The sequence below is a fragment of the Cupriavidus sp. 86D6 genome, from assembly GCF_057815095.1.
Map to the genome: position 1 here is coordinate 46,202 of NZ_JBYPSB010000004.1, position 26,400 is coordinate 72,601.

25 protein-coding genes and 1 tRNA gene are annotated in these 26,400 nt (G+C 65.3%); 11 read left to right on the forward strand and 15 right to left on the reverse strand.

Features of this window, described 5'->3' with window-relative positions; genetic code table 11:
- The first annotated feature begins 187 nt into the window (after positions 1-187).
- From aceF to lpdA, 3 genes are all read left to right on the forward strand, one after another.
- Positions 188-1,834 carry a dihydrolipoyllysine-residue acetyltransferase gene (gene aceF, locus AC3G88_RS11355; RefSeq protein WP_488893398.1) on the forward strand — a complete coding sequence of 549 codons (1,647 nt, stop codon included), beginning with the start codon at positions 188-190 and terminating at the stop codon, positions 1,832-1,834.
- Positions 1,835-1,897: 63 nt separating this feature from the next.
- Entirely contained in the window at positions 1,898-2,530 is a 633-nt protein-coding gene (locus AC3G88_RS11360) for an Ntn hydrolase family protein (protein ID WP_228770958.1), read from the forward strand.
- 39 nt (positions 2,531-2,569) lie between these two features.
- Positions 2,570-4,348, forward strand: a complete 1,779-nt coding sequence (gene lpdA / locus AC3G88_RS11365) for a dihydrolipoyl dehydrogenase (protein ID WP_488772860.1) — start codon at positions 2,570-2,572, stop codon at positions 4,346-4,348.
- Positions 4,349-4,668: 320 nt separating this feature from the next.
- Here the strand turns inward: lpdA and phaP1 are convergent, their stop codons facing one another.
- Positions 4,669-5,247: a TIGR01841 family phasin PhaP1 gene (gene phaP1 / locus AC3G88_RS11370; protein WP_400392899.1), complete on the reverse strand. Its 579-nt coding sequence runs from the start codon at positions 5,245-5,247 to the stop codon at positions 4,669-4,671.
- A gap of 467 nt (positions 5,248-5,714) precedes the next feature.
- On the opposite strand from phaP1, the gene AC3G88_RS11375 reads away from it, so the two are divergent.
- The 4 genes from AC3G88_RS11375 (at position 5,715) to pbpG (ending at position 9,430) form a co-directional block, all read left to right on the forward strand.
- Positions 5,715-6,662, forward strand: coding sequence for a histone deacetylase family protein (locus AC3G88_RS11375; protein WP_488772861.1), 948 nt, complete (start codon positions 5,715-5,717; stop codon positions 6,660-6,662).
- A gap of 123 nt (positions 6,663-6,785) precedes the next feature.
- Positions 6,786-7,229, forward strand: a complete 444-nt coding sequence (locus tag AC3G88_RS11380) for an acyl-CoA thioesterase (RefSeq protein ID WP_488772862.1) — start codon at positions 6,786-6,788, stop codon at positions 7,227-7,229.
- 25 nt (positions 7,230-7,254) lie between these two features.
- Positions 7,255-7,950, forward strand: coding sequence for a nitroreductase (locus AC3G88_RS11385; RefSeq protein WP_153948085.1), 696 nt, complete (start codon positions 7,255-7,257; stop codon positions 7,948-7,950).
- Positions 7,951-8,245: 295 nt separating this feature from the next.
- Positions 8,246-9,430: a D-alanyl-D-alanine endopeptidase gene (gene pbpG / locus AC3G88_RS11390; protein WP_488772863.1), complete on the forward strand. Its 1,185-nt coding sequence runs from the start codon at positions 8,246-8,248 to the stop codon at positions 9,428-9,430.
- Positions 9,431-9,544: 114 nt separating this feature from the next.
- Here the strand turns inward: pbpG and AC3G88_RS11395 are convergent, their stop codons facing one another.
- The gene (locus AC3G88_RS11395) at positions 9,545-10,330 is read right to left on the reverse strand and encodes an IclR family transcriptional regulator (RefSeq protein WP_153948087.1); all 786 of its coding nucleotides are present in this window, start codon (positions 10,328-10,330) and stop codon (positions 9,545-9,547) included.
- A gap of 239 nt (positions 10,331-10,569) precedes the next feature.
- Between AC3G88_RS11395 and AC3G88_RS11400 the strand changes: the two genes are divergently transcribed.
- The 3 genes from AC3G88_RS11400 to AC3G88_RS11410 are packed head-to-tail and all read left to right on the forward strand — an operon-like array spanning position 10,570 to position 13,007.
- Positions 10,570-11,295, forward strand: a complete 726-nt coding sequence (locus tag AC3G88_RS11400; protein ID WP_488772864.1) for a (Fe-S)-binding protein — start codon at positions 10,570-10,572, stop codon at positions 11,293-11,295.
- A 36-nt stretch (positions 11,296-11,331) separates the two neighbouring features.
- Positions 11,332-12,744 carry a LutB/LldF family L-lactate oxidation iron-sulfur protein gene (locus AC3G88_RS11405; protein ID WP_488772865.1) on the forward strand — a complete coding sequence of 471 codons (1,413 nt, stop codon included), beginning with the start codon at positions 11,332-11,334 and terminating at the stop codon, positions 12,742-12,744.
- A complete protein-coding gene (locus AC3G88_RS11410) occupies positions 12,741-13,007 on the forward strand; it encodes a hypothetical protein (RefSeq protein WP_153948090.1) in 267 nt (88 codons plus the stop codon). Before AC3G88_RS11405 ends, AC3G88_RS11410 begins: the two co-directional genes overlap by 4 nt.
- Before the next feature lie 50 nt (positions 13,008-13,057).
- On the opposite strand, the gene AC3G88_RS11415 is transcribed toward AC3G88_RS11410, so the two are convergent.
- From AC3G88_RS11415 to AC3G88_RS11435, 5 genes are all read right to left on the reverse strand, one after another.
- Positions 13,058-13,852 carry an ABC transporter ATP-binding protein gene (locus tag AC3G88_RS11415; RefSeq protein ID WP_488893399.1) on the reverse strand — a complete coding sequence of 265 codons (795 nt, stop codon included), beginning with the start codon at positions 13,850-13,852 and terminating at the stop codon, positions 13,058-13,060.
- 1 nt (position 13,853) lies between these two features.
- Entirely contained in the window at positions 13,854-14,750 is an 897-nt protein-coding gene (locus AC3G88_RS11420) for an ABC transporter permease (RefSeq protein ID WP_029051252.1), read from the reverse strand.
- A gap of 99 nt (positions 14,751-14,849) precedes the next feature.
- Complete coding sequence (locus AC3G88_RS11425) at positions 14,850-15,830, reverse strand: ABC transporter substrate-binding protein (RefSeq protein ID WP_488772866.1); 981 nt, start codon at positions 15,828-15,830, stop codon at positions 14,850-14,852.
- A 376-nt stretch (positions 15,831-16,206) separates the two neighbouring features.
- The gene (locus AC3G88_RS11430; RefSeq protein WP_488772867.1) at positions 16,207-17,241 is read right to left on the reverse strand and encodes a quinone-dependent dihydroorotate dehydrogenase; all 1,035 of its coding nucleotides are present in this window, start codon (positions 17,239-17,241) and stop codon (positions 16,207-16,209) included.
- Between the two features lie 96 nt (positions 17,242-17,337).
- Positions 17,338-18,135 carry an arginyltransferase gene (locus AC3G88_RS11435; RefSeq protein WP_488893400.1) on the reverse strand — a complete coding sequence of 266 codons (798 nt, stop codon included), beginning with the start codon at positions 18,133-18,135 and terminating at the stop codon, positions 17,338-17,340.
- A gap of 185 nt (positions 18,136-18,320) precedes the next feature.
- Here AC3G88_RS11435 and AC3G88_RS11440 point away from each other — a divergent pair, with 185 nt between their 5' ends.
- Positions 18,321-18,920, forward strand: a complete 600-nt coding sequence (locus AC3G88_RS11440) for a hypothetical protein (RefSeq protein ID WP_488772869.1) — start codon at positions 18,321-18,323, stop codon at positions 18,918-18,920.
- Positions 18,921-18,924: 4 nt separating this feature from the next.
- Here AC3G88_RS11440 and aat read toward each other — a convergent pair whose 3' ends face one another.
- The 8 genes from aat to boxC form a co-directional block, all read right to left on the reverse strand.
- Positions 18,925-19,677 carry a leucyl/phenylalanyl-tRNA--protein transferase gene (aat, locus tag AC3G88_RS11445; protein ID WP_488772870.1) on the reverse strand — a complete coding sequence of 251 codons (753 nt, stop codon included), beginning with the start codon at positions 19,675-19,677 and terminating at the stop codon, positions 18,925-18,927.
- A 34-nt stretch (positions 19,678-19,711) separates the two neighbouring features.
- Positions 19,712-20,296, reverse strand: coding sequence for an NUDIX hydrolase (locus tag AC3G88_RS11450; RefSeq protein WP_488772871.1), 585 nt, complete (start codon positions 20,294-20,296; stop codon positions 19,712-19,714).
- A 217-nt stretch (positions 20,297-20,513) separates the two neighbouring features.
- A tRNA-Met gene (locus tag AC3G88_RS11455) sits at positions 20,514-20,590 on the reverse strand.
- Between the two features lie 139 nt (positions 20,591-20,729).
- Positions 20,730-21,488 carry an RES family NAD+ phosphorylase gene (locus AC3G88_RS11460; protein ID WP_488772872.1) on the reverse strand — a complete coding sequence of 253 codons (759 nt, stop codon included), beginning with the start codon at positions 21,486-21,488 and terminating at the stop codon, positions 20,730-20,732.
- On the reverse strand, positions 21,448-21,837 hold the full coding sequence (locus tag AC3G88_RS11465; protein WP_153948099.1) for an MbcA/ParS/Xre antitoxin family protein: 390 nt from the start codon (positions 21,835-21,837) through the stop codon (positions 21,448-21,450). Before AC3G88_RS11465 ends, AC3G88_RS11460 begins: the two co-directional genes overlap by 41 nt.
- 90 nt (positions 21,838-21,927) lie before the next feature.
- A complete protein-coding gene (gene boxA / locus AC3G88_RS11470; RefSeq protein ID WP_488772873.1) occupies positions 21,928-23,187 on the reverse strand; it encodes a benzoyl-CoA 2,3-epoxidase subunit BoxA in 1,260 nt (419 codons plus the stop codon).
- A 22-nt stretch (positions 23,188-23,209) separates the two neighbouring features.
- A complete protein-coding gene (gene boxB / locus AC3G88_RS11475; protein ID WP_153948101.1) occupies positions 23,210-24,634 on the reverse strand; it encodes a benzoyl-CoA 2,3-epoxidase subunit BoxB in 1,425 nt (474 codons plus the stop codon).
- 41 nt (positions 24,635-24,675) lie between these two features.
- The gene (gene boxC, locus AC3G88_RS11480) at positions 24,676-26,352 is read right to left on the reverse strand and encodes a 2,3-epoxybenzoyl-CoA dihydrolase (protein ID WP_488772874.1); all 1,677 of its coding nucleotides are present in this window, start codon (positions 26,350-26,352) and stop codon (positions 24,676-24,678) included.
- Positions 26,353-26,400: the final 48 nt, after the last annotated feature.

The following is a 26,400-nucleotide window of genomic DNA, read 5'->3' on the forward strand; positions in this document are numbered from 1 at the left end:
CGACTGAACCCCCGCAGCGCGGCCACCCGCCGCGCCGCGGGCGCCCCCGGCTGGCCCGGCGGTGCCCCGCGGCGCCGGTGATGCGCGGCAGCGTGACAGATGCGTGCGGCGAGAGTAACCTCGCCGATTGCGTTTGTCGTGTTGACCGTAACGAACCAGGGTGCCGGCTGCCCAGGAGAGACACTGAATGAGTCAAGCGATTGAAATCAAGGTGCCGGACATCGGCGACTACGACGCCGTTCCCGTCATCGAAGTGCATGTGAAGCCGGGCGACCAGATCAACGCGGAAGACGCGCTGGTCACGCTGGAATCGGACAAGGCCACGATGGACGTACCGTCGCCGCAGGCCGGCACGGTCAAGGAAGTCAAGATCAAGGTGGGCGACAACGTGGCCGAGGGCACCGTCCTGGTCATGCTGGAGCCTGCCGGCGCCGCCGCAGCGGCGCCTGCTCCGGCTCCGGCCGCCGCCCCGGCGCCTGCCGCCGCGGCCCCGGCGCCTGCTCCCGCTCCCGCAGCCGCGCCGGCTGGCGGTGGCACGGTCGAGGTCAAGGTGCCGGACATCGGCGACTACGACGCCGTTCCCGTCATCGAAGTGCACGTGAAGCCGGGCGACCAGATCAACGCCGAAGACGCACTGGTGACGCTGGAGTCCGACAAGGCCACGATGGACGTGCCGGCCCCGCAGGGTGGCACCGTCAAGGAAGTCAAGGTCAAGGTGGGCGACAACGTGTCCGAAGGCACGCTGATCCTGATCCTGGAAGCTGCTGGCGGCGCCGCCGCAGCCCCGGCGCCGGCCGCAGCACCCGCTGCCGCCCCGGCTGCGGCTGCACCGGCACCCGCGCCGGCTGCCGCCGCCCCCGCTCCGGCCCCGGCCCCGGCCCCGGCCGCTGCGCCGGCCCAGGGCGTGACCGGCAAGGCCGCCCACGCCAGCCCGTCCGTGCGCAAGTTCGCACGTGAACTGGGTGTGGACGTGGCACGCGTACCGGGCACCGGTCCGAAGGGCCGTATCACCCAGCAGGACGTGCAGACCTTCGTCAAGGGCGTGATGTCGGGCCAGACCGCTGCCCCGGCGGTGGCTGCCGGCGGCGGCTCCGGCGTCGGCCTGGACCTGCTGCCGTGGCCGAAGGTCGATTTCACGCGCTTCGGCGAAGTGGAATCGAAGCCGCTGTCGCGCATCAAGAAGATCTCGGGCGCCAACCTGCACCGCAACTGGGTGATGATCCCCCACGTCACGAACTGCGACGAGGCGGATATCACGGACCTGGAAGCGTTCCGCGTGCAGCTGAACAAGGAAAACGAGAAGGCTGGCATCAAGGTCACGATGCTCGCGTTCATGATCAAGGCCACCGTGGCGGCGCTGAAGAAGTTCCCGAACTTCAACGCATCGCTGGACGGCGACAACCTGGTGCTGAAGAAGTACTTCAACATCGGTTTCGCCGCCGACACGCCGAACGGCCTGGTCGTGCCGGTGATCAAGGACGCCGACAAGAAGGGCGTGATCGAGATCAGCCAGGAAATGGGCGAGCTGGCCAAGCTGGCGCGCGACGGCAAGCTGAAGCCGGACCAGATGCAGGGCGGCTGCTTCTCGATCTCGTCGCTGGGTGGCATTGGCGGCACCTACTTCACGCCGATCATCAACGCGCCGGAAGTGGCCATCATGGGCGTGTGCAAGTCGTACATGAAGCCGGTCTGGGACGGCAAGCAGTTCGCGCCGCGCCTGACGCTGCCGCTGTCGCTGTCGTGGGATCACCGCGTGATCGACGGCGCCGAGGCCGCGCGCTTCAATACGTACTTTGCGGCACTGCTGGCGGATTTCCGCCGGATCCTTCTCTAAGTACCGAAGCAACCCGCCGGCGGGTCCGGCGGGATTGTCCGCACAGATTCAAAGGGGCGAGCCATGACTACCTGCGTTGTCGTACGCAAGGGTGACGAGGTGGCGATCGCGGCCGATGCGCTGGTGACGTTCGGCGATACGCGGCTGTCGCGTGCCTACGAGCGCAACCAGAAGGTGATTCCCGTGGGCGAGAGTTTCGTCGCGCTGGCGGGCACCACCGCGCATTTCCCGGTCATGCGCGCGCTGTTGACGGGCATGGGCGACGAATGCCGCCTGATGACCCGCGACGACGTGTTCCGGACCTTCCTCAAGGTGCATGAAAAGCTCAAGAACGAGTACTTCATCAACACCAAGGAAGACGAGGACGACCCTTACGAGTCATCGCAGATCGTTTGCCTGATCGCAAATCCGGGCGGGATCTTTGGCGTGTATTCCTACCGCGAGGTGTTTTCGTTCGACCGTTTCTGGGGCATCGGCTCGGGCCGCAACTATGCGCTCGGGGCCATGCACGCGGTGTACGACCGGCCCGAACTGGGCGCCGGCGATATTGCGCGGATCGGGGTCGACGCGGGAATCGAATTCGACAAGAGCTCGGCTGGCCCGATCGACGTGCACACGGTGAAGATTCTTGCGGCACCCCATGAGACGCCCCAGCAGCCCGGCGGCGCGGCAACCAACAAAGACGACGCGGCCTGAGCCCGGAGCGGGCAGGGCGCGCATCCCAGGAGGAAAAGCATGAGTGTGATCGAAGTCAAGGTGCCGGATATCGGCGATTTCGACGCGGTGGAAGTGATCGAGGTGCTGGTCAAGGCCGGCGACACGGTCGAGGAAGAGCAGTCGCTGATCGTGCTGGAAAGCGACAAGGCCAGCATGGAAGTGCCGTCGTCGGCCGCCGGCAAGGTGGTGGACGTCAAGGTGAAGGTGGGCGACAAGGTGGCCAAGGGCACGGTGATCTGCACGGTGGAAGGCGGCGCGGCCGCCGCCCCGGCGCCGGCACCCGCCGCGGCACCTGCCCCGGCCCCCGCTGCGGCCGCTGCGCCGGCGGCAGCCCCCACGGCCGCCAAACACAGCGGCAGCGCCGACATCCAGTGCGACATGCTGGTGCTGGGCGCCGGCCCCGGCGGCTACTCGGCCGCCTTCCGTTCGGCCGATCTGGGCATGAACACGGTGCTGGTCGAGCGTTACGGCTCGCTGGGCGGCGTCTGCCTGAACGTGGGCTGCATCCCGTCGAAGGCACTGCTGCACAACGCGGCCGTGATCGACGAGGCCAAGGCCCTGGCCGCGCACGGCATCCTGTTCGGCGAAGCCAAGATCGACCTGGATGGCCTGCGGCACTACAAGGAATCGGTGGTCAGCAAGCTGACCGGCGGGCTGGCCGGCATGGCCAAGTCGCGCAAGGTTCAGGTGGTGCGTGGTATCGGCACGTTCCTGGACCCGCATCACCTCGAAGTGCAGGAAACCGAAGGTGACGCCAAGGCCACCACGGGCAAGAAGACCGTGATCCGCTTCGAGAAGGCGATCATCGCGGCCGGCAGCCAGGCCGTGAAGCTGCCGTTCATCCCCGAAGACCCGCGTATCTTCGATTCGACCGGCGCGCTGGAACTGCGCGACATCCCGAACAAGATGCTCGTGATCGGCGGCGGCATCATCGGCCTGGAAATGGCCACCGTCTACAGCACGCTGGGCGCGCGCATCGACGTGGTGGAAATGCTCGACGGGCTGATGCAGGGCGCCGACCGCGACCTGGTCAAGGTCTGGGACAAGATGAACAAGCATCGCTTCGACAACGTGATGCTGAAGACCAAGACGGTCGGCGTGGAAGCCAGGCCGGACGGCATCTACGTCAAGTTCGAAGGCGAGGGTGCCCCGGCCGAACCGGTGCGCTACGACGCCGTGCTGGTGTCGGTGGGCCGGACGCCGAACGGCAAGAAGATTGGCGCCGAGAAGGCAGGCGTGGCCGTGACCGACCGTGGCTTCATCGACGTCGACAAGCAGCTGCGTACCAATGTGCCGCACATCTTCGCGATTGGCGACATCGTTGGCCAGCCGATGCTGGCGCACAAGGCCGTGCACGAGGCGCACGTGGCCGCCGAGGCGGCCCATGGCGAGAAGGCATACTTCGACGTCAAGCAGATTCCATCGGTGGCCTATACCGATCCGGAAGTGGCCTGGGCCGGCCTGACCGAAGACCAGTGCAAGGCGCAGGGCATCAAGTACGGCAAGGGCGTGTTCCCGTGGGCCGCGTCGGGCCGTGCCATCGCCAATGGGCGTGACGAGGGCTTCACCAAGCTGATTTTCGACGAGGAAACCCATCGCATCATCGGTGGCGGCATCGTCGGCACCCATGCGGGCGACCTGATCAGCGAAGTGTGCCTGGCCATCGAGATGGGCGCCGATGCCGTGGATATCGGCAAGACGATCCACCCGCACCCGACGTTGGGCGAATCGATCGGCATGGCCGCCGAGATCTACGAAGGCGTCTGCACGGACGTGCCGCCGCCGCGCAAGCGTTGATCGGCCTTGCCCGCACCGAAGAAGCCCGCCCATCGGCGGGTTTCTTTTTTTTGCCTGATTATTCAATTAACCGCCAAGCCATCCTTGCGGCAGCGAGCGGGCAAAAAAACGCCCGGCTACCTGCTTGCAGGGCCGGGCCGCACGATACCTTTTGGAATCGGTACCGAGGAGACATCGGTACAGGGCGATAGACGGTGCGGGGGGCGATGGCACCGCGTCTTGTCTACGCTTGCCGTTGGCAAAGCACCCATGCTGGAGGCGCAAAGCGAGGATGCTTTGCCAACGGACCGGCCGAAGCCGGTACGCTGGAGCTACGGTGCTTAGGCAGCAGCCGTCGGCTTCTTGGCGGCGGTGCGGGCCGTGGCGCTGGCTTGCTGGGCAGCCTTGGTCGCGGCGGTTGCAGCAGCCTGGAAGTTGCTTTCGGCCATTTCAACAGCCTGCTTGGTGGCCTTCTGGACCGATTCGTAGGCGTTGTTGGCAGCCGAGATGGCCGACTTCACGATGGCAACGGTCGATTCCGAACCGGCCGGGGCATTCTTGGCGAAGTTGTCGACCAGGGTCTGCACGTTCTTCGTGCCTTCGGCCAGCTGGGCTTCGGCAACCTTCGTGAACTCGCTTTGGGTTTCCGAAGCGATTTCGTACAGGTGACGGGTGTAGGCCAGGGTCTTTTCGGCAACCGGCTGCACCAGCGAAGCCTGGATGGCCAGCAGTTCCTGTGCATCCTTGGCGCCAAGGGCCTTCTTGGCGTTGTCGACGTTCTCGGCGAACGTGGCCTTGACCACTTGCAGGTTCAGCTCAACGAGCTTCTCGACGCCTTCGAAGGCCTTCGAGGTCAGACCGAACAGGGTCTCGAGGTTGGCTTTTTGTGCAGCTGCAACTTGTTCCGGGGTCAGGATCATTGCTGGTCTCCAGTGGTGAACTTCAAGGTCAAGCAAAAGTAAAATTAAGCCGCCCAGATGTCAGAGCCATGACTTCAGTGTCTGGCCAGCCCGAGCGTACCTTCGTATGTCTGTCGGCGTTTTCCGAGATTCTTTCGGTCTTTGATGCGCCGCAACAATTCCAATTCTAAGCAAGACAGATTGGGTGTCAAGCGGTTTTTGTGCGGCGCACCAAAAATACTGGCGGAATGCGCCAGGGAAGGGCATCGCGGGCCACTATCCCGCCATGGATAAGGGTTTTTCCCGATCCGGAAGGATGTCGCGGAGGTGGTGCGATGCGAGAAAAACGGGCGTTTCACACGCCTGCGTCATCGGCACGGGCCGGGCGCTGGAGACGGTGCTACCATCGCTGACTGTCCGGTCGGGAAATGACTGCAACGCGTCACTTGTCGACCATGCCTCCAGCGCCCCGACCCCCAAGCGCCCAGATGTTTGCCTTCTACGCCGACCACTTCGTCCTGCCGTTGCCCCCTGGGCATCGCTTTCCCATGCGCAAGTACAGCATGCTGCGCGATGCCGTGGTGCGCCAGGTGCCGGGGCTTGAACTGCATGAAGCACCGCGCGCGGATGACGATGCCTTGGCGCTGGCCCATTCGGCCGACTACATCGCCGATGTGTCGGCAGGGCGGCTGGACCCGGCGCGGCAGCGCGAAATTGGCTTCCCCTGGTCGCACGACATGGTGGAGCGTTCGCGCCGGTCCGCCGGCGCCACGATTGCTGCGTGCCGCACCGCGCTGACGCAGGGCATCGCGGTCAACCTGGCTGGCGGCACGCACCACGCCTACGCCGACAAGGGGGGTGGCTTCTGCGTGTTCAACGACGCTGCCATCGCCGCGCGCCAGTTGCAGTGCGATGGCCAGGTGCGGCGCGTGGCCGTGATCGATCTCGATGTCCACCAGGGCAACGGCACGGCGTCGATCCTGCGCGACGACCCGACGGTGTTCACGCTGTCGCTCCACGGCGAGAAGAACTACCCGTTCCGCAAGGAAGCCAGCGATCTCGATGTCGGGCTGCCCGATGGCTGCGACGACGACACCTATGCCGCAGCGCTGGCCGGTGCGCTCGAAACGCTGCAGGCGCGCTTTGCTCCCGATCTGCTGATCTACCTGGCTGGTGCCGATCCGCATGAAGACGACCGGCTGGGACGCCTGCGGCTGACAATGGCAGGCCTGGCCCGGCGCGACAGCATGGTGTTCGACTTTGCCTTGTCGCAGCGGCTGCCGATCGCCGTCGCGATGGCGGGCGGCTATGGCAACCAGATCGAAAACACCGTGGCTGTGCACACGCAAACCGTCGCGCTGGCAGCGGCCTGTCACACCCGGTACGGCGCAGGGGATGCCGGTCTTGCGTCGCCCATGTCGGCAGCGGCCGCATGACGCGCTTCGTTGCATCGTAAAAAATTTGGAACCTTGTGACATACCGTGCGCTCATACGGTCCTTGCATGTGGCTGTTACGGCGCTGATCCCGTTTCGCTCAACGATGTCCCGAACCGATTCCGATGAAGCCTGAACCCGATCGCCGTCGTGCGTACGCGCACTTCCAGCCCATCACGACGCGTTGGATGGATAACGATGTGTATGGCCACGTGAACAACGTTGTCTACTACAGTTACTTTGATACCGTCGTGAATGCGTACCTGATCCGGGAAGGCGTGCTCGACATCGAAGCCGGTGCGACGATTGGCCTCGTCATCGAAACGCAGTGCAACTACTTCTCGTCGCTGAGCTTTCCCGACACGGTTATGGCGGGCCTGCGCGTGGCGAAGCTGGGCAATTCCAGCGTGCGCTACGAAGTGGGGCTGTTCCGCAACGATGAGGATGTGGCGGCGGCGCAGGGGCATTTCGTGCACGTGTACGTGGATCGCGAAACGCGCAGGCCGGTGGCGTTGCCGCCGGCGCTGCGCCAGGCATTGCAGGCGCTGGCCGTTGGCCAGCCAGAATGAACAAGACTTGAGGAGACCCCAGAGCATGTCGCACGCAGATGACGCCGCGATTGTAGATCGCGCCATCACGACACGCCGTTCGGTTCGCGCGTTCCTGGATACACCGGTGCCGCGCGAGACCATCGAGGACATTCTTGCGGTCGCCAGTCGGGCGCCGTCGGGCACGAATACGCAGCCCTGGAAGGTCTACGTACTGGCGGGCGATGCCAAGGCGCGCTTCTGCGCAGATGTGCTGGCCGCTTACGACGACCCCGAGCGCGACGCCAAGTACCGCGAAGAATATCCATACTATCCGCGCGAGTGGGTCGACCCGTACCTGTCGCGCCGCCGCAAGGTCGGCTGGGATCTGTACAGCCTGCTGGAGATCAAGCGCGAGGACAAGGCGCGCATGCACGAGCAGCACGCCCGCAACTTCCGCTTCTTCGATGCGCCGGTCGGCCTGATTTTCACGATCGACCGGATCATGGAGCAGGGCAGCTGGCTTGATTACGGCATGTTCCTGCAAAGCATCATGGTGGCTGCGCGCGCACGCGGGCTCGATACCTGCCCCCAGGCGGCGTTCACGCAGTTCCACGCAATCATCAAGCAGCACCTGTTGCTGACCGAGGAGGAAATGGTGGTGTGCGGCATGTCGCTGGGGTATGCAGACCCGGGGGCGACAGCCAATCAATTGACAACCGAACGTGAACCGGTCAGTGGGTTCGTGCGTTTCCTCTCCTGAATTGCCCTGACAGATATCAGGATTCCGCCATGCAGACCGTTATCGACAGGAGCCGGCACGATACAAGGCGTCTTGACGTGCCCCGTGGCCGACGACGACGGCGTGACGCCTGAGACGCAGCAAGTCAAAAACTGTTGTATTTGCGTTAGCAGTGATGTGATTTATCTGGCTCTTTTACCGCAATGCGGAAATGTTTGCGAATGAAGCTTTAAAGAGCCGCTGTAAGTCATTAATCTTGCTAAGAATTTCTTAATTTCCTACACTAGCGCCATTCCGTATTCGCGCTGAACAGATCATGTTCCGGACCGATTCCTTCATGTCCCGACTCTTTGGCCTTCCCCAACTGACCGCTATCGCCACTTCGGCGCTGGTGTCCGTTGCCCTGCTGGCCGCGCCGGCAGCGTACGCATCGACGAAGTCGACTGCGACGAAAACTTCCTCCAAAAAGACCGAAAAGTCCGCAAAACCCATCAAAAAGGTGGCTTCTGCGAAGGCGGAGGCGTCTCCCCGAAAGGTGATTGTCGTCAGGAACGGCAAGCGCACCGTGGTGGCCAGCCGTGCGGCGCCGGTGCGCGCCGCGTTCGTGCCGGCCAAACCGTCGTTGGGCGAGGCGATGGGCCTGCGCGATACCGAGGACGCGCTGTCGCTGCGTTCGTCGGTGGCGCTGGTCATGGACCAGAACACCAACGAGGTGCTGTTCCAGAAAAATCCGACCGCGGTGCTGCCGATTGCCTCGATCACCAAGCTGATGACCGCGCTGGTGGTGATGGATTCGCACCTGCCGATGGATGAAATGCTGACGGTGACCGAGGACGACCGCGACAACGAGAAGCACAGCAGCTCGCGCCTGCGCTTCGGCACGACGCTGACGCGCCACGAGATGCTGCTGCTGGCGCTGATGTCTTCGGAAAACCGCGCCGCGTCGGTGCTGGGCCGCAGCTACCCGGGCGGCCTGCCGGCCTTCGTCGGGGCGATGAACAAGAAGGCGCGCGAACTGGGCATGAACGACAGTCACTTCGTCGATTCCAGCGGCCTGTCCAGCAGCAATGTGTCGAGCGCGATGGACCTGGCCCGCCTGGTCAACGCCGCTTACCGCAACCCGACCATCCGCGAATTCTCGACGCAGCCGGAGCACGAGGTCAGCGTGTCGGGCCGGACGATGCACTATGTCAGCACCAACCGTCTCGTCCGTGGCGGCAGCTGGGATATCGGCCTGCAGAAGACCGGGTATATCTCCGAAGCCGGCCAGTGCCTGGTCATGCAGACCCGTGTGAACGATCGCAACGTGGTGATGGTGTTCCTGGATTCGGTGGGCAAGCTGTCGCGCTTTGCCGACGCCACGCGCGTGCGCAACTGGCTTGAGCACCAACCTCCGTCGGCAGGGGGCCAGCAGCGCCCTTTCCCGTCAACGCCCAATCTTACGCAGGGTCCTAGATCCCCTGCGGCGGTCCTGGTATCGCAGCAGTCGCATGGCACCTGAACGGTAGCCATTGCGCCATGGAAAACGCGCCGTGGGGTTCAGACCCCCGGCGCGTTCTTTTTTGCCAGGCCGACGTGGCCCACGTGGCCGTCTGGCCGACGATGGCGGTGCAGGTCAGGCGGCGGGCTCGGGCACGTAGCCCATGCCGCGCGAAATCTGCAGCGCGGTCTCCTTGAGATTCTGCAGCCAGCTGTCCTGCAGCCGATCGGCCGGGGCCGACAGCGACAGGCCGGCGACGAGCCGGCGGGAATCGTCATAGATGCCCGCGGCAATGCAGCGCACGCCCAGTTCCAGTTCCTCGTTGTCACGCGCATAGCCGTTCGAGCGCACCCAGCTCAGTTCGCGTTCGAGCTTGGCCAGCTCCGTGATCGAAGTGCGCGTATGGCCAGCCAGGCCGGTGCGCGTGGCATAGGTGCGCACCCGCGTGGCTTCGTCGGCGGCCAGGAACAGCTTGCCTACCGATGTCAGGTGCAGCGGGGCGCGGCCACCGATCGCGCGCACGACCTGCATGCCGGAGCGTTCGCTGTAGGCGCGTTCGATGTAGACGATCTCGTCGCCCTGGCGCACCGACAGGTTCACGGTCTGCCCCGTCACGCGGTGCAGCGCGCGCATCGGCGCCAGCGCCGCATCACGTACCGAAAGCCGTGCCTTGACCAGGTTGCCCAGCTCCAGCAGCCGCATGCCAAGCCGGTAGCTGCCGGGATCGGACCGGTCGACAAAGCGGCACGCCACCATGTCGTTCAGGATGCGGTGCGCGGTGGACGGGTGCAGGCCGGTGGCCAGCGACAGCTCTTTCAGGCTGACGGGGTCCGCGTGCTGGGCGAGCGCGTCCAGCAGCGTCATCATGCGCTCGATCACCTGGATCGAGGTCTTGCCGGGTGACTTGTCTGCTTCTGCCATGTGGAAAAATGTTGCCGTGCGGCAAATTAAGCGTTTGCCTGATTCTATCTCGCATCGTGAAAATTTCAACAGGTGAAACGTGATTTTCGAGATTTCCCTCGATTGAGGCGTCCGGGCGCCTGGCGTGGGATGAGCCGCTTTGCATCGCCAGATGAACAGGATTGCGGCGCCGGATGCCCGCAGCGGCAGGGCAAAGGGGCATAATCACGGGGTTTCCGGGTCTGGATAAAGAAAAAACCATGCGAATCGGACTGTTCGCCACCTGTCTGGTGGACCTCATGCGCCCGGAAATCGGGTTTTCGGTGCTGAAGCTGCTGGAATCGGCCGGCTACGAGGTGATGGTGCCCGAGGCGCAGACCTGCTGCGGGCAGCCCGCGTACAACTCGGGCGAGCGCGCCGTATCGCGGGATCTGGCCGAGAAATTCCTGCGTGAATTCGAGATGTTCGACTACGTGGTGGTGCCGTCCGGCTCCTGCGGCGGCATGATCCGCCACCACTACCACGACCTGCTGCGCGACGATCCCGAGTTGAACGGCCGCTACGAGCGGCTGCGCGAACGCGTGTTCGAACTGACCGATTTCCTGGTCAACGTGGCGAAGCTCGACAAGCTCGATTCCGCCTTTGCCGGCCACGTTACCTATCACGATTCGTGCTCGGGCCTGCGCGAACTGGGCGTCAAGCAGCAGCCGCGCGCCTTGCTGGGCAAGCTGCCGAACGTGCAGTTGACCGAGATGAAGGACTGCGAGGCCTGCTGCGGGTTTGGCGGTACCTTCTCGGTCAAGTACGGCAACATCTCCACGGCGATCGTCGACGAGAAATGCGCCAACATCAAGGCCAGCGGCGCCGACGCGGTGGTGCTGGGCGACCTGGGCTGCATGCTCAATATCGAAGGCCGGCTGCGCCGCTCGGGCGATGCACAGACGCGCGTGCTTCATATCGCGCAGGTGCTGGCTGGCGACGCCTGACGCCTGACAGCGCGAAATTTCAGGAGAGCCCCCACGATGCAAGTGCACAGCATGGAATTCAAGGCGCGCGCCGGGCAGAAGCTGGCCGATCAGCGCCTGCAGCAGAACCTCAAGAAGCTGTCGACAAAGTTCGTGACGGCCCGTGCCGACGCCATTCTCGACATCGACTTCGATGCCACGCGGGCCGCGCTGAAAGAGCGCCGCAACCGCGCCCTCGAAAATCTCGACGTCTGGCTCGCGACTTTTGAAGAAAATGCGACTAAACGTGGCGCCACGGTGCTGTTTGCCGAGACCACGGCCGACGCCGCCAGGCTGGTCGCCGAGATCGCCCAGAAGCACGGCGTGAAGAAGGTCATCAAGAGCAAGTCGATGGTGACCGAGGAAATGCGCCTGAACCAGGTGCTGGGCGAGATGGGCGTGCAGAGCATCGAGACCGATCTGGGCGAGTACATCCTGCAGATCAACGATGCCGAGCCGCCGTCGCACATCATTGCGCCGGTGATCCACAAGGACAAGGACGAGATTGCCGACCTGTTCGCCAAGGTCCACAACAAGCCGCGCCTGACCGACATTCCCGAAATGACGCGCGAGGCGCGCGAAGTGCTGCGGCCCGAGTTCCTGTCCGCCGACATGGGCGTGACGGGCGGCAATTTCATCATCGCCGAGACCGGCTCGGTGGCCGTGGTCACGAACGAAGGCAACGAGGGCATGTGCACCATCATGCCGCGCGTGCACGTGGCCGTGACGGGTATCGAGAAGGTATTGCCAACGCTGGAAGACCTGGCCACCGTGATGCGGCTGCTGCCGCGCTCGGCCACGGGCCAGGCGATCTCGAACTACTTTTCGATGCTGACGGGGCCGCGTGCCGAGGGCGAGCGCGATGGCCCCGAGCATATGTACTTCGTGCTGGTCGATGGCGGCCGTAGCGGGCTGATCGGCGGCGAATTCCAGGAGATGCTGCGCTGCATCCGTTGCGGCGCCTGCATGAACCACTGCCCCGTGTACCAGAAGATTGGCGGCCATGCGTACGGCTGGGTCTATCCCGGCCCGATGGGCAGCGTGCTGACGCCGAGCTATGTCGGCCTGGCCAATGCGGTGGACCTGCCGCAGGCCGCCACGCTGTGTGGCGAATGCAACCGGGTGTGCCCTGCATCGATTCCGCTGTCCGACCTGCTGCGCAAGCTGCGCGAGAAGCAGATGGAGCGCCACCTGCGCCCGTGGCAGGAGCGTGTGGCGCTGCAGGTCTGGGGCTATGTGGCCCGGCGCCCGGACCTGTACGCCTTTGTCACCCGCATGGGTGCGCGTATGCTGTCACGCATGGGCGGCCGCAGCAAGCTGATTGCCAGTCTGCCAATGGCAGGCAAGGGCTGGACCGAAACACGCGACATGCCAGCCCCGAGCGGCCGCACGTTCCGCGAGCTATACAAGGAAAGGAGGGCGCGTTCATGAGCGCCAATCAGGAAACGCTGGCCGTCATGCGTCAGGCTCTGGAGGCCCATCTGGCCGGCACGCTGCCGGCCGGTGAGCTGATCGCCCGGTGGCGCGCTGCGGCGCCGTCGCTGACGCTGCCGCCCGTGTTCGGGCAAGCCATGGAGGAATTGCTACGTCGCATGGAGATGGCGGCGGTCTTCGCGCAGGACAGCTGTTCGTTTTCGAGCACGGCGGTGACCGATCAGCTCCAACGCTGGCTGGACAAGGCCGCGACGGTTTGAATGGCTGAGTGCACGTCCCCTCTCACGCATGCGGGAGAGGGGAGGCTGGCTCACCCCAGCAGCAGCGCGTCGTCGTCGAGTTGCTCATGCCGCGTCTGCTCGAACATCTTGAGCAGGTCGGGCACATCCAGGCCCTTGCGCTGGTCGCCCGACACATCGAGCACCACCTGGCCCTGGTGCAGCATCACGGTGCGCTGGCCGTAGTCCAGCGCCTGGCGCATCGAGTGGGTGACCATCATCGTCGTCAGCCTGCTTTCCTCGACGATGCGCGCGGTCAGTTCCAGCACGAATGCGGCCGTCTTGGGGTCCAGCGCCGCTGTGTGCTCATCGAGCAGCAGGATGCGCGAGGGCTGCAGCGATGCCATCAGCAGGCTCACCGCCTGGCGCTGGCCGCCCGACAGCAGCCCGATGCGGTCGGTCAGGCGGTTTTCCAGGCCCAGGTTCAGCAGGCGCAGCTTGTTGCGAAATTGTTCGCGCGACGCCTTGTTCAGTGCCGGACGGAAACCGCGGCGCGAGCCACGTGCCATGGCCAGCGCCATGTTTTCCTCGATCGTCAGCGCCTCGCAGGTACCGGCCATCGGGTCCTGGAACACGCGGGCCACCAGGTGTGCGCGATCCCAGGCGGGCTGGCGCGTGACGTCGGTGTCGTCGATCATGATGCGGCCGCTATCGACCATCGTGTCGCCGCTGACGGCGTTCAGGAAGGTCGACTTGCCGGCACCGTTGGACCCGATCACGGCCACGAACTGGCCGGCCGGGATTTCCAGGCTCAGGCCGCGCAGGGCCCGGTTTTCGATCGGCGTGCCCGGGTTGAAGGTGAGCTTCAGGTTTTCAGCGCGCAGCATCTCAGGCACCTCCGTTCTTGCGGGCGAACAGCTTCTTGCGCGTGGCCGGCAGCACCAGCGCCAGCGTCACCAGCGCAGCGGTCACCAGGTTCAGATCCTGTGCCTTGAGGCCGATGAACTCGGAATTGAGCGCCAGCGCGATGAAGAAGCGGTACAGGATGGCGCCCACCACCACGGCCAGCGTCACGTAGACCAGGCGTCGCGCCGGGATGATGGTTTCGCCGATGATCACCGCGGCCAGGCCGATCACGATCGTGCCGATACCCATCGAGATGTCCGATCCGCCCTGCGTCTGGGCGAACAAGGCACCGGCCAGGGCCACCAGCGCATTCGACAGCGCCATGCCGGCCAGCGTGGCGCGGCCGGTAGGCACGCCCTGGGCGCGCGCCATGCGCGGATTGGCGCCGGTGGCACGCATGGCCAGGCCAAGCTGCGACGAGAAGAACCAGTCCAGCGCGAGCTTGGCGATGACCACCACCACGAACAGCACCAGCGGGCGCAGCACGTAGTCGGGCATCCATTCGGGCTGCAGGATCGTGAAGATCGTCGGCTCGGTGATCAGCGGCACATTGGGGCGGCCCATGATGCGCAGGTTGACCGAGTACAGCGCGATCATCATCAGGATACTGGCCAGCAGGTCCATGATCTTCAGGCGCACGTTGAGCCAGCCGGTGATCCAGCCGGCCATGGCGCCGGCCACGATGGCGACCACCGTGGCAATGAACGGGTCCTGTCCGGCGGAGATCAGCGTGGCGGCGACGGCGCCACCGAGCGGAAAGCTGCCGTCAACGGTCAGATCGGGAAAATTGAGGATGCGGAACGAGATCAGCACCCCGAGCGCCACGAGGCTGAAGATCAGGCCGATCTCCAGGGCGCCCAGCAGGGAAAAGAGGGACATGGGGGAAATCCTTTGCAGGCCGTCCGGCTGGCCCGGATAGGGCCATTGGGGGCGCTTCGCACCGCGCGCCACAGGGTAGGGCGCGCGGCATCGGCGGTATTACTTGATGACGGTCTTGGCTTCCTTGACCAGGTCCGGCGACAGCGTGACGCCCTGCTTCTCGGCGGCGCCCGTGTTCACGAACAACTCGAGGTTGTCCGACGTCTGCGAGGCAATCGCGCCCGGCTTCTCGCCCTTCAGGATGCGTACCACGACCTTGCCGGTCTGATGGCCGAGATCGCCGTAGTTGATGCCCAGCGCGGCGATGGCGCCACGCTTGACGCTGTCGGTATCGGAAGCCACCAGCGGAATCTTCGATTCGTTGGCCACCTTGACCAGCGATTCGTAGGCCGACACCACGTTGTTGTCGGTGTTCGTATAGATCACGTCGACCTTGCCGATCAGGCTCTTGGCGGCCGGGCCGATATCCACCGTGCGCGGTGCGGCGGCTTCCTTCAGCGACATGCCCTGCTTGGCCAGCAGATCCTTCAGTTCCTTGACCACCACCACCGAGTTGGCTTCACCGGGGTTGTAGACCATGCCGACGGTCTTGGCCTTGGGCACCACGCGCTTGATCAGCGACACCTGCTTGTCCAGCGCCAGCTTGTCCGACACGCCGGTCACGTTGGTGCCCGTCGCGCCCCAGCTCTTCACCAGTTGCGCGGCCACCGGATCGGTCACGCCCGAGTACACCACGGGCACGGTCTTGGTGGCGGCTACCACGGCCTGGGCCGACGGCGTGGCGATGGCCACGATCGCGCTCGGCTGGTCGCCCACGAACTTGCGGGCGATCTGGGCGGCGGTGCCCGTGTTGCCCTGGGCGCTCTGGTATTCCCACTTCAGGTTCTTGTCGGCGTCGTAGCCGGCAGTCTTCAGCTCTTCGCGCACGCCATCGCGGATGGCGTCGAGCGCGGGATGGTCCACGATCGACAGGACCTTCACGGTGGCCGTCTGGGCCTGCACGGCGCCGCCGTAGAGCAGGGCCAGCGCCACTGCGCTGCCGAGGATGGACTGGGTGGTGGATGCCTTGAAACGCAGCATGTAATTGTTCTCCCCCGAAGGTTCGGTGCTTTTCAGTCAGTCAGCCGCAAACGGTACGACAGCCGTCCTGACGGGCGCCGGCAGGCCGAAAGGGCGTCTGCGGGGCTGCCCGGCGGTCCATATGCGGACGCGGCGCGCCCGGCGGCAGGTACGGGCACGCGCGTGATCTCATCGGATACGACGGCGCGAAGCCTGCGAGCATACCATTTTCGGCCCCTGCTGGGTTCGCTTTTGGTGCTGCATCGCGCCATATCCTGCCGAAAAACACCTTCCAAAGAAGGGTGTGCCGCAAGATATTGCGCGAGATTGCCATTTTTCGCGTGAATGCGCCCGATGACCGACACGGGGCGGACGCCCCCGCGATACCGTTCGCAGCCTACCGGCGCAGGGCGGCGGCGCAGTCGCGGACCAGCGTCGGGCCGCGGTAAATCAAGCCGCTGTAGACCTGTACCAGTTGCGCGCCGGCATCGATTTTGGCGCGCGCGCCGGCGCCGTCGAAGATGCCGCCCACGCCAATAATTGGCAGATCATTGCCAACGACGCGGCGCAGTTCACGTACCACGCGCGTCGATGCCTCGAAGACAGGACGGCCGGACAGGCCTCCGGCTTCGTCGGCATGGGGCAGGCCCTGGACGGCGTCGCGCGAGATGGTGGTGTTGGTGGCGATCACGCCGTCGATACCGTGGCGGACCAGGGCATCGCCGATATTGCGGATCTGGTCGTCATCGAGATCGGGCGCGATCTTCAGCGCCACCGGCACGTACCGCTTGTGCTGGTCGGCCAGGCGCTGCTGGGCCGCCTTGAGCGTGGACAGCAGGCCGTCCAGCTCGCTGGCGCCCTGCAGCTGGCGCAGGTTCTTGGTGTTGGGCGACGAAATGTTCACCGTCACGTAGCTGGCGTGCGGATAGACGCGCTCCAGGCAGTACAGGTAGTCGTCGGCCGCGCGTTCGATCGGCGTATCGGCGTTCTTGCCGATGTTCAGGCCCAGCACGCCGCCTTCGGCCTTCCAGCGAGACGCCTGCACGTTGCGGATGAACGCATCCACGCCGCCATTGTTGAAGCCCATGCGGTTGATCAGCGCATCGGCCTGGGGCAGGCGGAACATGCGCGGACGCGGATTGCCGGCCTGGGCGCGCGGCGTGACGGTGCCCACTTCGATAAAGCCAAAGCCGAACGCGGCCAGCCCGTCGATATAGGCCCCGTCCTTGTCCAGCCCCGCGGCCAGGCCCACCGGGTTCGGAAAGCGCACGCCCATCACGGTGCGCGGGTCGTCGGCGATGCTGTTGCCGATGCAGCCGGCCAGGCCCATGCGCTTGGCGCGCATCAGGTTGTTCAGCGTGAAATGGTGGGCATCCTCCGCGTCCATGGAGAACAGGGCGGGGCGAAACAGGGGATAGAGCGCGTTGAGCACGGATGGGCGCGGCCGGAGCCGGAGAGGAGTCGGAATCAGGGCGGCATTGTAGCCGTTCAGGCCGCATTTGCTGCCAATTCCGGCCGGCTCGGGCGCTTATTCCTGTGCCGGGCCGGGATTGGCCGACGATGGCGGCTCCGGCGAGGCGGGCGTGCCCTTGAACGCGTGCCACTGGTTGCCGGTCAGGACCTGCAGCGGCTGGAAGCGCGCCTTGTAGGCCATCTTGCGGCTGTCCGCAATCCAGTATCCCAGGTACAGATGCGGCAGGCCCAGCTCGCGGGTCTCATTGATCTGCCAGAGGATGTTGTAGGTGCCATAGCTGGTGCCGGTCACCAGCGGGTCGTAGAACGTGTAGACCGACGACAGTCCATCGTCGAGCACATCGATCATGCTTACCATGCGCAGCTTGCCTGCCTCGGGCGAACCAGCCGGCTCGCGGAACTCCACCAGCCGGGAATTGACACGGCTTTGCAGCAGGAACTGCTCGTACTGGTCGCGGCTGTCCTGGTCCATGCCGCCGCCCGCATGGCGCATCGACTGGTAGAGCAGGTACAGCGCGTAGTGTTCTTCCACGTAGGTCAGCGGCGCCACCAGCGCCTGCAGGCCCTGGTGCTGCTTCCACGCGCGACGCTGGCTGCGGTCGGGCTCGAACTGGTCCACCAGCACCCGGCACGGCGTGCAGGCGCGGCATTCGTCGCAGTAGGGACGGTATGTGAAGATGCCGCTGCGGCGAAACCCCGCCCGCACCAGCCGCGAGTAGACATCGGCGTTGATCAGGTGGGCGGGGGTGGCCACCTGCGAGCGGGCCATGCGGCCTTCCAGATAGCTGCAAGCGTACGGCGCCGTCGCATAAAACTGCAGCGCGGAGAGCGGTAGTTCCTTGAGCTTGCTCATGACGTCGAATGAGGGGGCGGCGCGTCGGACGCCGGCATTGCCGGTCTGAGTGGCAGTCTATCAGAGCCCATTGGGGCACGTCTGCAAGCGGAATTGGCAGGGCGGCCAGCATTTTGAGATTCCTCGCATTGTTTTCAGCGCGGCGGCTTTCTACGATGGGCTCTCTGATACTTCAGGAGCACATCATGGCATCCATGCCCTTCGAGGAAGGTTCGGCAAGGACGCAGTCCGGCGCGACGCTGGTCGCTGCCCACCCGGTCGGGCGGTGGACGCGCTACGCGGACATCGCTACGGTGGCTGGCGTCGGTCTCGGGTTGCTTGCCGCATTGTTCGGCATCCTCGATTACCAGCGCACGGTCTACGGCGACATGTTGAAAACCGAGATTCGGGCCGTCGTGTCCACGATGTCGCAAATGGACAAGCGGCTCAGTGGCGAAATCGCGTCGCTGGACAGGAAGCTCAGCGGGGAAGTCGCGGGGCTGGACAGGAAGCTCAGCGGAGAAATCGCGGGGCTGGACAGGAAGCTCAGCGGGGAAATCGTGGCGCTGGATGGAAAGCTCAGCGGGGAAATCGTGGCGCTGGATGGAAAGCTCAGCGGGGAAGTCGCGGGGCTGGACAACAAGCTGACCGGGGGATTAAAGGGCCTGGAAGCCCGCCTCGGCGACAAGATCGACGCCACGAACCGGCGCCTCGATGAAACCAATCAGCGCCTGGCCGGGCTGGAAAAGGACGTCGGCGGCATCAACGTCCGTCTGGGCCGGCTCGAAGGAAAGGCCGGCAAGTGACGGCTCATGCGGCGCCGTTACCGGTCGCGCCAGTCCAGCGGCGCAGTTCGCCCTTGTCGAAATGCCATGGCTCGATCGTGGCAGAGGCTGCCGCTGCCCGCACATGCGCGATAAAGTCGGCGCGCGGGATCGGCGCCGCGCCAAGCGATGCTAGGTGGTCGGTTTCCTGCTGGCAATCGATCATGGCCACGCCGTGGCGTTCCAGGAAGGCACAGAGTGCCGCCAGCGCGATCTTCGAGGCATCGGTCCGATGCGCGAACATCGATTCCCCGTAGAACATGCGTCCCAGCGCCACGCCATACAGGCCGCCCACGCGCTCGCCCCGGTACCAGGCCTCGACGGAATGCGCCAGGTCCAGCCGGTGCAGGGCGGCGTACGCGGCGATGATCTCGTTCGTGATCCATGTGCCGAGCTGGCCGTCGCGCGGCGTCATGGCGCAGGCGCGCATGACCGCCGTGAAGTTGTCGTCGACGCGGATTTCCCAGTCGGGATCGCGCAGCACGCGCCGGAGGGTCTTGCGGAACGAAGGCGAAACCTTGAGCGCGGCCGGCACCAGTACCATGCGCGGATCGGTGCTCCACCACAGCACGGGCTGGCCTTCGGAGTACCACGGGAAGATGCCCTGGCGATACGCCAGCAGCAGGCGTTGCGGGGTCAGGTCGCGGCTGGCCGCGAGCAGTCCGGGCGCGTCGCTGGCGGGGCCGAGCGCGCGCTCGACCGGCGGAAACGGATCCTGCGGGTCGAGCCAGGTAATCATGCCGGGAAGATGGGCGGGGCCGCCTGGGTCGCGGTTACGGTGTGACGGTGGCGCGGCTGGTCAGCGGCCGCATCGGCTTGTCGATATCGAGCGTGTGCAGACGGAAGTCGCCGGCGGCGATCCTGCCTGCGGCGCGGTCGGCAAAGAAGCAGCGGAGCGTGTGGATCACGGTCGGGAAGGCCAGGTCGTCCCACGGCACGTCGGCTTCATCGACGAGCTTGACCTCCAGGCTTTCTTCGCCCGGGGCGATGTCCAGGTCGTTCAGTTTGGCCAGGTAGAACATATGCACCTGATGCACATGCGGCACGTTGAGCATCGAGAACAGCTCGCCCACTTCCACGCGTGCGCCGGCTTCTTCGAGCGTCTCGCGAGACGCAGCCTGGGCCGTAGTTTCGCCAATTTCCATGAAGCCAGCGGGCAAGGTCCAGAATCCGTAGCGCGGCTCGATGGCGCGCTTGCAGATCAGGATCTTGTCTTCCCAGACCGGAATCGTGCCCACGACGTTGCGCGGGTTGACGTAGTGGATGGTGCCGCAGTTATCGCACATGCTGCGCGGGCGGTTGTCGCCTTCGGGCACGCGCAGCACAACCGCATGACCACAGTTCGAGCAGAATTTCATGGGAGGCGTCCGGGAAGAATGGGGGCAAGTGTATCACCGCGCCGGAGACTCGCTTTGGCGGCTGCGTGATGTCCCGCCCCCAACGCGCTTATGGTGCGCAGATGGTGCACCGCGCCTGACATGCAGCGTGGCGGGGCCGGGATGCGAAACAAAAAACCCGCCGGTTTGGCGGGTTTGCTGTGTGACTGCTTGACGGTTCCGATCCATGATGATCGGTTGGTTGCGGGGGCAGGATTTGAACCTGCGACCTTCGGGTTATGAGCCCGACGAGCTGCCAGACTGCTCCACCCCGCGTCCGTCGAAGCTGTGATTATAGGTGACCTGTTTTCGCATTGCAACAGAAACTTAAAAGTTCTGCGATGGCAGCCCATCAGGCGCATGCATGCTGCACCTGACCTGCCTGATCTATTGGAGCGTTTTCGCGGCGGGGCGTTCAGGCCGGTGGGGGATATTCACTTGTGCGATGCGGCGGCCAGCGGGTACTTTCGAATTCGAAGCTGTCGCGCTGTCGCAGGTCATCGCGTTGCCAGATCACGCGGTCGTGGCGCACCGTGAGCATCCACGTGGTGGTGGCCAGCGGTTGTGGCGGGTCGAACGCGCGCGGCGTCAGCACGGCCACGCCGATGCCTGGCTCGGAATCGCGCACCGACGTGTAGCGGATCAGGCCGACACCGGCTTCCCGGGCAATGCGCGCGAAGGCCTGGCAGGGACCGTATTCGCCCGGGTGCATCCACTGCGCGGCGTCCTGCGCGAAGGGCAGGACGTCCAGTGCCACGCCATCGCTGCGGACACCCACCTGGAACAGCGTCTGTGCGCGTGCATCGATGCGGGGCAGGGCGGGGCAGTCCATCAGGAAGCGCCAGCGCCAGTAGCCCAGTTCGGCGCAGGCGGTACGGATCGATTCCGCGCCGTAGAACACGCCGGGGTCCTGGCCACCCCGGAAGCGCGAGCCCCATTCGGTGGTCGGATAGCGGAATGGCGTGAAGATCAGGTAGTGCAGGGCGCGTGCGTCGGGGGGGACGACGGGTTTGCCGGCATCGATCACCGCTTCCAGGACGGCCTGCTCTTCGAGGGTGTCAACCAGGGGCATGGTCGAGACAACATGCTGGGCTTCAACGGCCCGCCAGAGCGTGAGCGCGAACAGCTTGCGCTCAGATGCGACCGCGGGTGGCGTCCAGGTAGTGAACGACACGAACGAGGCCCTCGGTGGTGCGGATCAGCTCCAGCGGCTTGCCGCCAAGCGCGATGTTGTCGTGGGTCAGCCAGAGTCGCGCCTGCTCCTCATGGCCGAGGATAGCGTCCAGCGACCGGAACAGGCGGACGAACAGGACGGCGAATTCCCATTCCTTGCGATGCGTGTCGAGCACATAGCCGCCGGAGGCCATGCGGGATACCGACGCGGTGCTGATGCCGAGCACGCTGGCGACGATGGCCTGGCTGATGCCCAGGAAGCCGGCCGCGCGCATCACTGCCTTGGTCAGCGTCACGCCGGCGTCAGGGCTGCCGGCGGGCGCAGTCTCGGGGATCTGCCTCGATTGCATCGCCTATCGTCTCCTGTTTCTTGAGAAACATTATAGGCGGCAGGTTTCAGTTGGGAAGTCGCAAATCGAGCCCGTTCCGGACACTCCCGGTCAATAGGTTTCGATGTGCAGCCGGCCTTCGGCGCGCAGGCGGGTCTCGACCTCGGCCCACGACAGCCCCGCCGTCGCGCATACCTCGGAAAATGCCTCAAGCACGCCTTCCTCCATGCCCTTGAGCCCGCAGATGTAGACGTAGCCATGCGGGTCGCCAAGCAGTGCGGCGACATTGGCGCCGGCGTCGCGTATCGCATCCTGCACATAGCGGCGGGGCACCTCGGGGTCGCGCGACAACGCGAAGTGGATGTCCAGGAAATCCTTGGGCAGCTTCAGCAGCGGGCCGAAGTACGGCAGTTCGCGCCGGTTGCGGGCGCCGAAGAACAGCAGGCGGCGGCCGGTGAAGTGGTTCATGTTGCGCCGCATCCGCTCCGTCATGGCGCGCATCGGGGCCGATCCCGTCCCGGTGCAGACCATCATGACGCTGGCCTCGCGGTGGTTCGGCATCAGGAACGTGTTGCCGAACGGGCCGACGACCTGCACTGTGTCGCCCTTGCTCAGGTCACACAGAAAATTGGAGGCCACGCCACTGACCGGATTACCGTCGTGGTCGGTGTCCACGCGCTTCACGGTCAGCGCCAGGTTGTTGTAGCCGGGGCGCTCGCCATCGCGCGGACTGGCCACCGAGTACATGCGGATGTAATGGGGCTTGCCTGACGCATCGGTGCCAGGCGGGATGATGCCGATGGCCTGGCCTTCCAGCACCGGAAAGAACTGATTGCCGAAGTCCAGCACGATATGGTGGATATCGCTCGACGCATCGGCCTCGGTCAACCGGTAGTTGCCGGCCACCGTGGCGGTCAAGGGTTCGCGGACCCCATGAAGGTTGACGTACGGATGTGCCGCCGACCACGGCGCCTTGGGCGAGGTATGGCGGCTGGTTTCCACGGCCTGCATCGTCACCGGCTTGCTCGATGCCACGGCCTCGCCAATTGCCTGGTCGGCGGCTGCCGCGGCGTCGATGGCGGCATCGATCACCGCATCGGTCAGGGGTACCTCGGCGGGCAGTTCGTCCCAGCCCAGCTGCGCCTCGATCGTGTAGGCCTGCCCCTTGAACATGGTGCGCCAGTTGTCGATGGCGCCGGTGGGGCAGGGCGACAGGCATGCGCCGCAGCCGTTGCAGACGTCGGCCTTGACCACGTAGTTGCGGTCGTCGTGGGTGATGGCATCGATCGGGCAGGTGTCTTCGCAGGTGTTGCAGCGAATGCAGATTTCCGGATCGATCAGATGTTGCTTGATGATGTCGGCGGCGCCCATGATCGTCGGTTCCTTCGCAAATTCAGTTGAAGCGGACGTATTCGAAGTCCACCGGCTGGCGGTTGATGCCGATGGCGGGCGGGGCGATCCAGTTGGCGAACTTGCCCGGCTCGACGACCCGGCCCATCAGCGATGCCACGTACCTGCGGTCCGCGTCGGTGGCCAGCCACTTGTCCTTGTTGGCGTGCCACTCGGCTTCGCCGATCACATCGCCGGTGGGCGACACATGCAGGTTTGCGAACGTGCCGATCTTGCGGTTGAACGCCTTGTGCGGCACCGTCAGCCGGAACGGAATGCCGGCTTTCTCGATCACCTTGTTCCAGCGCGCCACCCCGCCCACGGAATCCTTGATGTAGTCGTCCCGCAGCACCTCGTTCAGCGCGTTGAGCATCGGCACCTCGCGCTCGGCCAGCTTGCCGTCCCGGACTTCCAGGATACGGTACACGTCCCCCTTGAGCACGTGATCGTCGGCGCGCTTGCCTTCCTCGAAGCGGCCCTTGAGGCCGGCGCTGTAGAACGTGGCGGCGTTGGACGACTGGTCCGCGCCGAACAGGTCGATCGTCACGCTGTAGTGGAAATTCAGATAACGCTGGATGGTTTCCAGGTCGATCACGCCGGCGGCGCGCACGTCGGCCGGGTCCTGGATGTCGCGCTCGCGCATGACCTCGCAGGTGCGCTGGATCACGCGCGACACACCCGATTCCCCCACGAACATGTGGTGGGCTTCCTCGGTCAGCATGAAGCGCGTGGTGCGCGCCAGCGGATCGAAGCCTGATTCGGCCAGCGCGCAAAGCTGGAACTTGCCGTCGCGGTCGGTGAAGTACGTGAACATGAAGAACGACAGCCAGTCGGGCGTGCGTTCGTTGAAGGCGCCCAGGATGCGCGGGTTGTCCTCGTCGCCGGAGCGTCGGCCCAGCAGCGCCTCGGCTTCCTCGCGGCCGTCGCGGCCGAAGTGGCGGTGCAGCAGGTACACCATGGCCCACAGGTGGCGCCCTTCCTCCACATTGACCTGGAACAGGTTGCGCAGGTCATAGAGCGATGGCGCGGTCAGGCCCAGGTGGCGCTGCTGCTCCACCGACGCGGGCTCGGTGTCGCCCTGCGTGACGATGATGCGCCGCAGGTTGGCGCGGTGCTCGCCGGGCACTTCCTGCCAGGCCGCCTCGCCCTTGTGCTCGCCGAAGTGGATCTTGCGCTCGGCATCTGCTGGTTGCAGGAAGATGCCCCAGCGGTAGTCCGGCATCTTCACGTGGTCAAAGTGCGCCCAGCCCGACGGGTCCACCGACACCGCCGTGCGCAGATAGACATCGAAATTGTGCGAGCCGTCCGGACCCATGTCACGCCACCAGTCCAGGAAGGCCGGCTGCCAGTGTTCCAGTGCGCGCTGGAGCGTGCGGTCTTCCGAAAGGTTGACGTTGTTCGGAATCTTCTGGCTGTAGTCGATGCTCATCGCGGTCTCCATTTATCGTTGTCAGGGGTGGCGGGCGGCGGTCAGACCCGGTCCCAGTCGAAGCGTGCCTTGTTGCCGGTGCCGAAGACCTTGAGCGCCCCGTGCTCGCCCACGGCGTTGGGGCGGTTGAAGATCCAGTTCTGCCAGGCCGTGAGCCGGCCGAAGATCCGCGTTTCCATGGTCTCGTGGCCCCCGAAGCGCAGGTTGGCCTCCAGGCCGGTCAGCGCATCGGGCGACAGGCTTGCGCGTTCCTCGATGGCGATGCGGATCTCGTCTTCCCAGTCGATATCGTCCAGCGCGGCCGTGACCAGCCCCAGCGCCTCGGCCGCAGGGCCGTCGAGCGGCTGGCCCGCCTGCGCGCGCACGGCGGCCAGCGCATCGGATTCTTCATAGAACCGTGCGGCGATGCGCGTCAGCCCGTTCGGCATCGGATATCGGCCAAAATTGGCGGCGTCGGCATGCAGGTGCGGGGCCTCGCCGGGAGCATCCGGCATATGCAGCATGTAGGTGCGGTCGGCGGCCAGCGCCAGTTCCAGCAGCGTGCCGGCAAAGCACGAACCCGGTTCCACCAGCGCGAACAGGCTGCGCGAGGATACATCCAGCCGTGCCAGCGTCCGGCGCAGCATGCCGATGGTCTCGCGCACGAACCAGTGGCTGGCGTGGGCCTCCATCAGGGCATCGGCGGCCAGCACCTGCGCGGCGTCGCCCGTGGTCTTCAGGATCCACATGCCGATGTCGAGGTGGTTGGCGCGCAGGGTCAGGATGGCGTCGTCGAGCTCGCGGGCCATCTTCAGCGGCCACCACTGTGCGCCGGCGGCGACGATGCTCGCCACGTCCGTGGGCGCTTCGCCGGTGGGGGCGCTCACGGTGATCGTGGCGTGGCGCGCGTCGCGGTCGATGTCGACGCGCACGGTGTCATAGCGATAGCCGGTGTCGCTGGTCTGGCGCGCCAGCGGCGTCAGCGCCACGCCGGCCTCGCCGGCGGGCCGGTCGCTTTGCGCGGCCAGTGCCTGCGCGCGTTCGCGCACGTGTTCGGTGAAGCGGGCGGGCTTGACCACATCGTCCACCAGGCGCCAGTCCTTGGCGCGCTGGCCGCGCACGCCTTCGGTGGTCAGGCAGAAGATGTCGGCGTGGTCGCGGCGCACGCGGCGCTTGTCGGTCACGCGTGTCAGCCCGCCGGTGCCGGGCAACACGCCCAGCAGCGGCACCTCGGGCAGGCTCACGGCCGACGAGCGGTCGTCGATCAGCACGATTTCGTCGCAGGCCAGCGCCAGTTCATAGCCGCCGCCGGCGGTGGTGCCGTTGCAGGCCGCGATGAACCTGATGCCGGAGTGGCGGCTGGCATCCTCGATGCCGTTGCGCGTTTCGTTGGTGAACTTGCAGAAGTTCACCTTCCAGGCATGGCTGGATTTGCCCAGCATGAAGATATTGGCGCCCGAGCAGAAGATGCGGTCCTTCGCGCTGGTGAGCACCACGGTGCGGACTTCCGGATGTTCGAAGCGGATGCGCTGCAGCGCGTCGTGCAGTTCAATATCCACGCCCAGGTCGTAGGAATTGAGTTTCAGCGTGTACCCGGGCCGCAGGCCGCCGTCCTCGTCGACGTCCATGGCCAGCGTGGCAATCGGGCCATCAAACGTGAGCTTCCAGTGGCGATACTGGTCGGGATGGCGCTCGAAGGTCACCGGGGCAGGGGCGGGCGTGGCGGTATCCGTCGACATGGGGGCGTCTCCTTGATGCACTATAGTTCCGTATCGTTTGCGATGAAA